A 263-nucleotide genomic window follows, 5' to 3' on the forward strand; every position below is an offset into this window, starting at 1 on the left:
CTCGGCGAACAGTGGATCAAGGACGGCCTTGGCCGGCCTGCCACGTCCGGGGCGCTCGATTCGGCGGACTCCATGCCGCCGGAAGCGTTCGACGGCGCTGAGCCGCTCTCACGCCTCCTGGATAGCGAGTTATCGCCGGTGCCAAGCACTTTGGCAAAGACCACGAATCGTCCGAGGACGACGGTTTTGTCGCGGCTGTAAGCGGTGGGGCGATGGGGACGGTAGCGCTTCCCGGCACGCAAAATGAAAAAGGCGCAGTCACG

Annotated in this window: 1 pseudogene; it reads left to right on the forward strand. The window is 64.6% G+C overall.

Annotation, left to right across the window (positions count from 1 at the left end):
- Positions 1-201: pseudogene (locus tag SB751_RS31755) on the forward strand (LysR family transcriptional regulator); the annotation flags it as partial.
- Positions 202-263 lie beyond the last annotated feature (62 nt).

The sequence above is a fragment of the Cupriavidus sp. SIMBA_020 genome, assembly GCF_046535395.1.
GTDB lineage: Bacteria > Pseudomonadota > Gammaproteobacteria > Burkholderiales > Burkholderiaceae > Cupriavidus > Cupriavidus campinensis.